Source organism: Flavobacterium daejeonense DSM 17708 (genome assembly GCF_000425425.1).
In the GTDB taxonomy this organism is placed as follows: Bacteria; Bacteroidota; Bacteroidia; order Flavobacteriales; family Flavobacteriaceae; genus Flavobacterium; species Flavobacterium daejeonense.
Map to the genome: position 1 here is coordinate 1 of NZ_AUDK01000041.1, position 5,831 is coordinate 5,831.

The following is a 5,831-nucleotide window of genomic DNA, read 5'->3' on the forward strand; positions in this document are numbered from 1 at the left end:
GGATAATGGAATCGATAAATCAGTTAAGGATTCGTCATAGCCAATAAATTTAGCCGTAAAATCAGGTACCGGGATTGCATTGCCCTGCTCATCTTTGCGCCCGTCATGAAAGGCATGAAAATCTTCGTTGATCTTTTTGATAAAATCCGAAGTTGTTGTTGTGGAATCTATAATTTTAGGAGCGGAATCTGTAGTAAAAAAATCACTCCGTTGTAAACCTCTGTAGAGGAAGTATTTTACATTTAGTCCCGGGAAAGGTTGGCTGTAGGGACGAAGAATGAGGTTTACTTTTTCTTCATTTCCCGCTCCTGTTTGCGGTTGAACTAAAACTACCCCTTTACAAATGGCAAAGGCTTTTTTAGGTTCCGTTAAGTTAAAACTGGATGTTACCCTAAAATTTGTTGCTGATTTTGGTCCAAAGGATTGTTCCTCTAGCTGTATAGGAAATCCTCCTGTCTCTATAAAAAAATGGGTCTCGATTGCCATAAGTTGTAGTATGAAGTTAGTGAATGAAAATGCCTGATAAGAAATTGCATTTTGTATTTACAGGAACAAATATTTACCCTAATTAGGACTTTAAAAAATTATTGTTCAACACTTTAACTATGCTATTCCGGTGTTAAACAGATTTGTAAGGAGAGGGAAATTTCCCTTTATTAAAATATTCTTCTTAAGAACAATTTAGGCAATAGTATGTAAGCGAAACTTATAGGCTAAGTTCCGGATTGTATATAAAATATGTGGTTGTGGGGATTGTTAGCTTAAAAAAGCTACGAATTGTAAGGCTCAAAAATGTTTTGAGCCTTATTTGATACTTTTTACCTCAACTACACAAGTAAGGACACTTTGCTTATTGAGGCTAAAAGTATGATACCATTTGATTACAAATTACATATTCTTTTTAACATTCTTTGTAGAAAAATAGTAAAATTTAGAATACTGTTTCATGAAATACAATCATTTTATTCAAAGTTTGATTGCTTTAAATTATTACGCAAAGTCAGGAGACATTTGCGCAGCGCCAGTAGTAAAAAGGAATACTTCCGAGAGCGGAGATTAATCCCTTAAATAAAAAGGTGCTTGCCAATTCTTTTTTAAAATTATTTCTTTCACCTCTTCATAAGAAAGAGGATAAAAATTATGACAATCTACACCAATATCTATAGATCGGGAAGTCGGGTCATCTGCTAATCCACCATGATAATGACCATACAAATGCCATGTTCCATAATGTGAAGCATTCCACTCCTTAATGGCATAATGAAATAAGACAATAAATTGTTCGCCTTTATAAGCTTCTTCATCTTTTACGGTTAGTTCATAATAATCTTTTATCCATTCAAAACGAGAAGCACAAGCTAAAGCAGAGCTTTCATGATTTCCTTTTATTAGATATATTTTTCCATTCAGCCTATCTAAAATAGTTTTCAATTTACCAGAAGACATTAAAGCTACATCGCCCATATGATAAACTTCATCTTCTGGACTTATTTTTTCATTCCATCTTTTAATTAATTCCTCATCCATTTCTTCAACAGTAGAAAAAGGTCTATTTGAAAACTTATTGATGTTTTTATGTCCAAAATGATGATCTGATGTGAAAAATATTTTGTTCATATTTAAAAAGTGGGTACTAATGGTTGAAAATTTGTAAAATAAGTTATCATTTCTGAAGTCATTAAATTCAAAATAGGACCATTTTGTTGCTCCTCTAAAAATTTAGAAAGACTAACATAAGGTTTTATAAAAACATTTGTAGTAGTATCAATCCTAATTGTTCCATCAACATCAAAATAAAAAATAACTTCAGCATCATCATCAAAAACTCCATCAATATCATCTTCATCAAAAATAATATTTCTACCGCCAAAATAGAAAGTTTTACTTCCTCCCCTTGTAGGCATTCCATTTGCATCATATCCTATCCCCGCTATCTTACGACTTTTAGAATCATAAACAACTTTATCAAAAACAGCACTTAAAACATTATTAGTTACAAAGTTTCTCTTCCAAACTGTATAACCATTAATCATTTCCTTATCTGACATTATAACCCACCTATGAGATGAATCTAAAGTCCCTATAACTGTATTAATATTTTCATCTAATGACATAAAATAAGTACCTTCAACTATTTTTTTGTCATAAAACAAAAATTTTATTTTTAAAACATTATCAACAAATTTTAATTCATAATAATCTTCTAAATTATTTTTTTGTTGAATGTTTATTATACTTCCCAATGTATTTCTATATTCAATTTTTAAACTCATTTGTTATAATTTTAATATTTATACGGCATTGTAGGTAAAATATCAAAACTTGATCCTCTAATTATAATAGAAGCACCAACTTCTGAAACTCCGTCTTTATTCAGAGGAAAAAATATAGATGTCCCATCATTTCTTTTTGCGGCATTTTTTAAACCATCTAAAAAATTAATATTTCCGTTAGGAATCAGCCTGAATTTATGTATAATTCCTTGCTGAGCAGCTTTTTTAATTTGTTTAGGAATATTCTGTATTTCCTCCCATTCTTTATGACTAAAATTTTCTGGTTTTAAAGTTTTAATATAATCTTCCCAATATTTTTTAACTTTTTCTGCATATTTCATACCATCGGTATAACTAACAAATATAATTTGATCCAAATCATCCGGAGGATTAATTACTGGAGGATCTCCTTTCATTAAAACAGGCGTATTAGTCAAATCAATAGGATTATCCTGATGAGATTTAAACAACACCGAACCTTGAACTTTATATTCTAAGGGCGTTATTCCCATAGCTTCACAATAATCGTCTAAGTAAGTCTTTTGTTGATTGCAAAACAACTTATAATCGTTTAAACTAGCAAAACCCGTTGGAGTTCCCCTAACCAATGTAACTTTTCCATAGTAATTTATCATTGTTAAAGATTCTTCAAAAGTATATAATTTACTGTTTCGACAACTCATAAATATAAAATCTTCTATAAATTTCCTATTATAGATTTTCATTTCTATAGCTTGTCCAATTAGATTTTTAATATTCTCTTCATTAAAATGCAAATTATAATGTTTAGGTCTAAAACCTCCTTTTGTTTCTTTAATTCTGTCTATCAATCTTAGATTTAAATACCCATACTCTTTCACAAGAAGACCTGATAAATCATAGGCAATTCCAGACACATCTTCAAGAGTCTTTCTCGCATTTATACCTCTTGCATCCGAAACAAATTCAATAGGCCAGCCATTTGCATTAAATTCATTTACTAAACTCTTAGATATCTTTCTAATCATTCCTTCAGCAAGTGCACTTCCTGTTGCTGAAAGAATTTCGAGCCACATTACTTTATTTTTTAAATCAATAAGCCACGGTTCATCAGCGTTTGCTGGTGTACTAATTATTTTTAAAAACAAACTTATTGTAGCTGCACTAAAATTAATTGCTTCAGCACCGGCAGCAACATACATACTTACGACTAACCCTGTACCAGAACCTGTTTCAGTACCTAATAACATTGCTTCTGTAAACCCTGAGAGAGTTCTCAAATATTTAATCTTTGTTGCTAATCCATATCCTCCAAGAAACAAAGATGCTATATCAACAAAATATCCTATACCTGTGCCAAAATTACTTTCTTTATTTTTACCATCTATATATTTAAGTACAAAAATAGGAATAAGACTGTTTATATTTTCATCACTTGGATTGTTATTACCTTTAACTACAGGAATGCTAATTGCTGCATTTTGATTTGTATTAATTAATGATACTGGTTGATAATAATCATAGGTACCATACAATCCTTTTTCTCCAGATGCTCTATAATTATCCTGAATAGCAATAATTTTATTTTTAGGATAATCATCTTCATTTAGAAAATATCTCATATCGTATTTAAATGAATCTCCATCAAGCCCTGCTGCAGTATTGTAAAAATCAAAATTATCAAAATAGAAACCAAAAGCTGTACTAGAAATATAGTTAAAAGTAATTGGACTTGCACTAAAATCTAATGTTTGAGGGTTAATCCCCATTAAGGTTTCGAAAACAGGTTTTGAAGGATCAGGATTTGTTCCAAATTTTTTATTATAAACAAATTTATTCAAATTAGCTTGACTAAAAGTGTCATTTTGATAAGGATTATAACTACTTACTTGCCAGATTAAATAGAGAGACATTACTAAACCTTTTCTATTGTCGTCTCCAATACCGATAAAAGAATCATCTACATCATTTAACAATCGATTAAATAAGGACCAGCTATTTAACGAACTATATTTTGTATCATCTATTAAACCTGCTAAAAAATCATCAGCTTGAGATTCAGTAACAGATTTCACAATTCTCAAAACTAAAGCCTCATTATCGTTATTAAATAAAATTGTTTCTCGAATAGTAACATTCCTTACGATATATTCTAACAATTTTAATTTAGAAACCGCAGTTAATATATTAAGAGCAGTGATTGGCATCCCAATCACCAACCAATATAATTTTTCTGTACCAGTAGCCTCAATAATTTTTAATTTATTCAAACGTCCTGATCTAGAAAAATTATAAACTCCATCTAAATATTTTTGCAAATCTTCTTGTGAAGGATTTTCAAAAACATCTGTCACCCAAAGATTATTTTGACTAGTTTTTATTTGATTGAAAACAGTATCTCCTACAAATAATGGAAAAATAATCCTTGTAATATTATTAATATTTATAGCTATTTTAGCTATAATTAAAGCCCTATCATACTTTTCGATTTCTGACAGACCTACTTTTGTAGCATGATGTATATTTGCGTTGTAGAATTGCTTAGAGATTTGTTCTAATTCCATACTCTCAGGAAAAGAAATAGTAGATTCTAAAATACTCCCATCCTTTTTTAATAGTGAAACTCCTTTGTATTCCAATGTATAAGAAAGCCAAAAACCAAAATCATCTGAATTTGTATATGGTTCTGATAAAGCGATTTTTTTTATACTTATTATATCTCCATATGTTGCAACTTTAAAATTTGAATCAAATTTACTTTCTAAAAAATCTCTTAGCTTGGATTTGTCATATCTATACTCTAAAAACTTTTGTTCATTATAATAACCTTTAGGTATTGATTGCTGAAACATTTCCAGATTCTCTTTGATAACATCACTTTCAATACAATGTACATAATGTATATTGTTCGCAGTGAAGCCATATAAAAAACCATCTAACGTATATGTTAAATTAGTAAAATTGCTAATCTTTACAACCGAATTATTAATTAATATTGCAGCTTGATTCTCCATAATTCTATAAAACTATTACGTTTAAATCTAATGTTAATGACTCTAATTGTTGCTCTGGCATATACTCACTATACCCCTTAGAAAAATGGTATTTTCGATCCAGAGAATATATCATTACATCGGTATCGGGAGTTGATAATTCGAGTTTGCCATCGGTATTTTCGGCTACAATACCCAGGCGGTATTTTTGATAGCTAATATCTTCAGGGGAAAGCAACTCATTACCATCTTCAAAAAGATCAATCAGGAACAATCGTGGGTTTTTCATGTTTGCTGTAATCAAAGCTTTGATACTGTCGTTTTCTTCCTTAGTAATACCCAGAATAATCTTGTTAGGAATACTACCATCGAGGGTTTTGAGTTCCAGTCCGGTGATGGTTTGCGTACTGTCTGTAAACAATTTCAAATTATAGTAATACGGCTCCGCTAAGTTGTAGGTTTTACTCTGAGTTACTGCTCCACTGGCTGAAACGCTGCTTTTAGTATCAGAAGTGATACTTCCTGTGGCTGAAACGGCATTGTTCATCACATCTATGGCTTCGGTCAGGTAGGTTACACGGGCTAC

The 5,831-nt window shown here is 30.7% G+C and carries 5 protein-coding genes; all 5 read right to left on the reverse strand.

Going from position 1 to position 5,831, the window contains the following annotated elements; genetic code table 11:
* The coding region (locus H599_RS20055; protein WP_035141892.1) for a hypothetical protein at positions 1-486 on the reverse strand (486 nt) is incomplete at its 3' end.
* 570 nt (positions 487-1,056) lie between these two features.
* Entirely contained in the window at positions 1,057-1,617 is a 561-nt protein-coding gene (locus H599_RS0117530) for a metallophosphoesterase (RefSeq protein WP_026715318.1), read from the reverse strand.
* A gap of 2 nt (positions 1,618-1,619) precedes the next feature.
* A complete protein-coding gene (locus H599_RS0117535) occupies positions 1,620-2,273 on the reverse strand; it encodes a hypothetical protein (protein ID WP_026715319.1) in 654 nt (217 codons plus the stop codon).
* An 11-nt stretch (positions 2,274-2,284) separates the two neighbouring features.
* The gene (locus tag H599_RS0117540) at positions 2,285-5,266 is read right to left on the reverse strand and encodes a hypothetical protein (protein ID WP_026715320.1); all 2,982 of its coding nucleotides are present in this window, start codon (positions 5,264-5,266) and stop codon (positions 2,285-2,287) included.
* Positions 5,267-5,270: 4 nt separating this feature from the next.
* The coding region (locus tag H599_RS20965; RefSeq protein ID WP_035141894.1) for a hypothetical protein at positions 5,271-5,831 on the reverse strand (561 nt) is incomplete at its 5' end.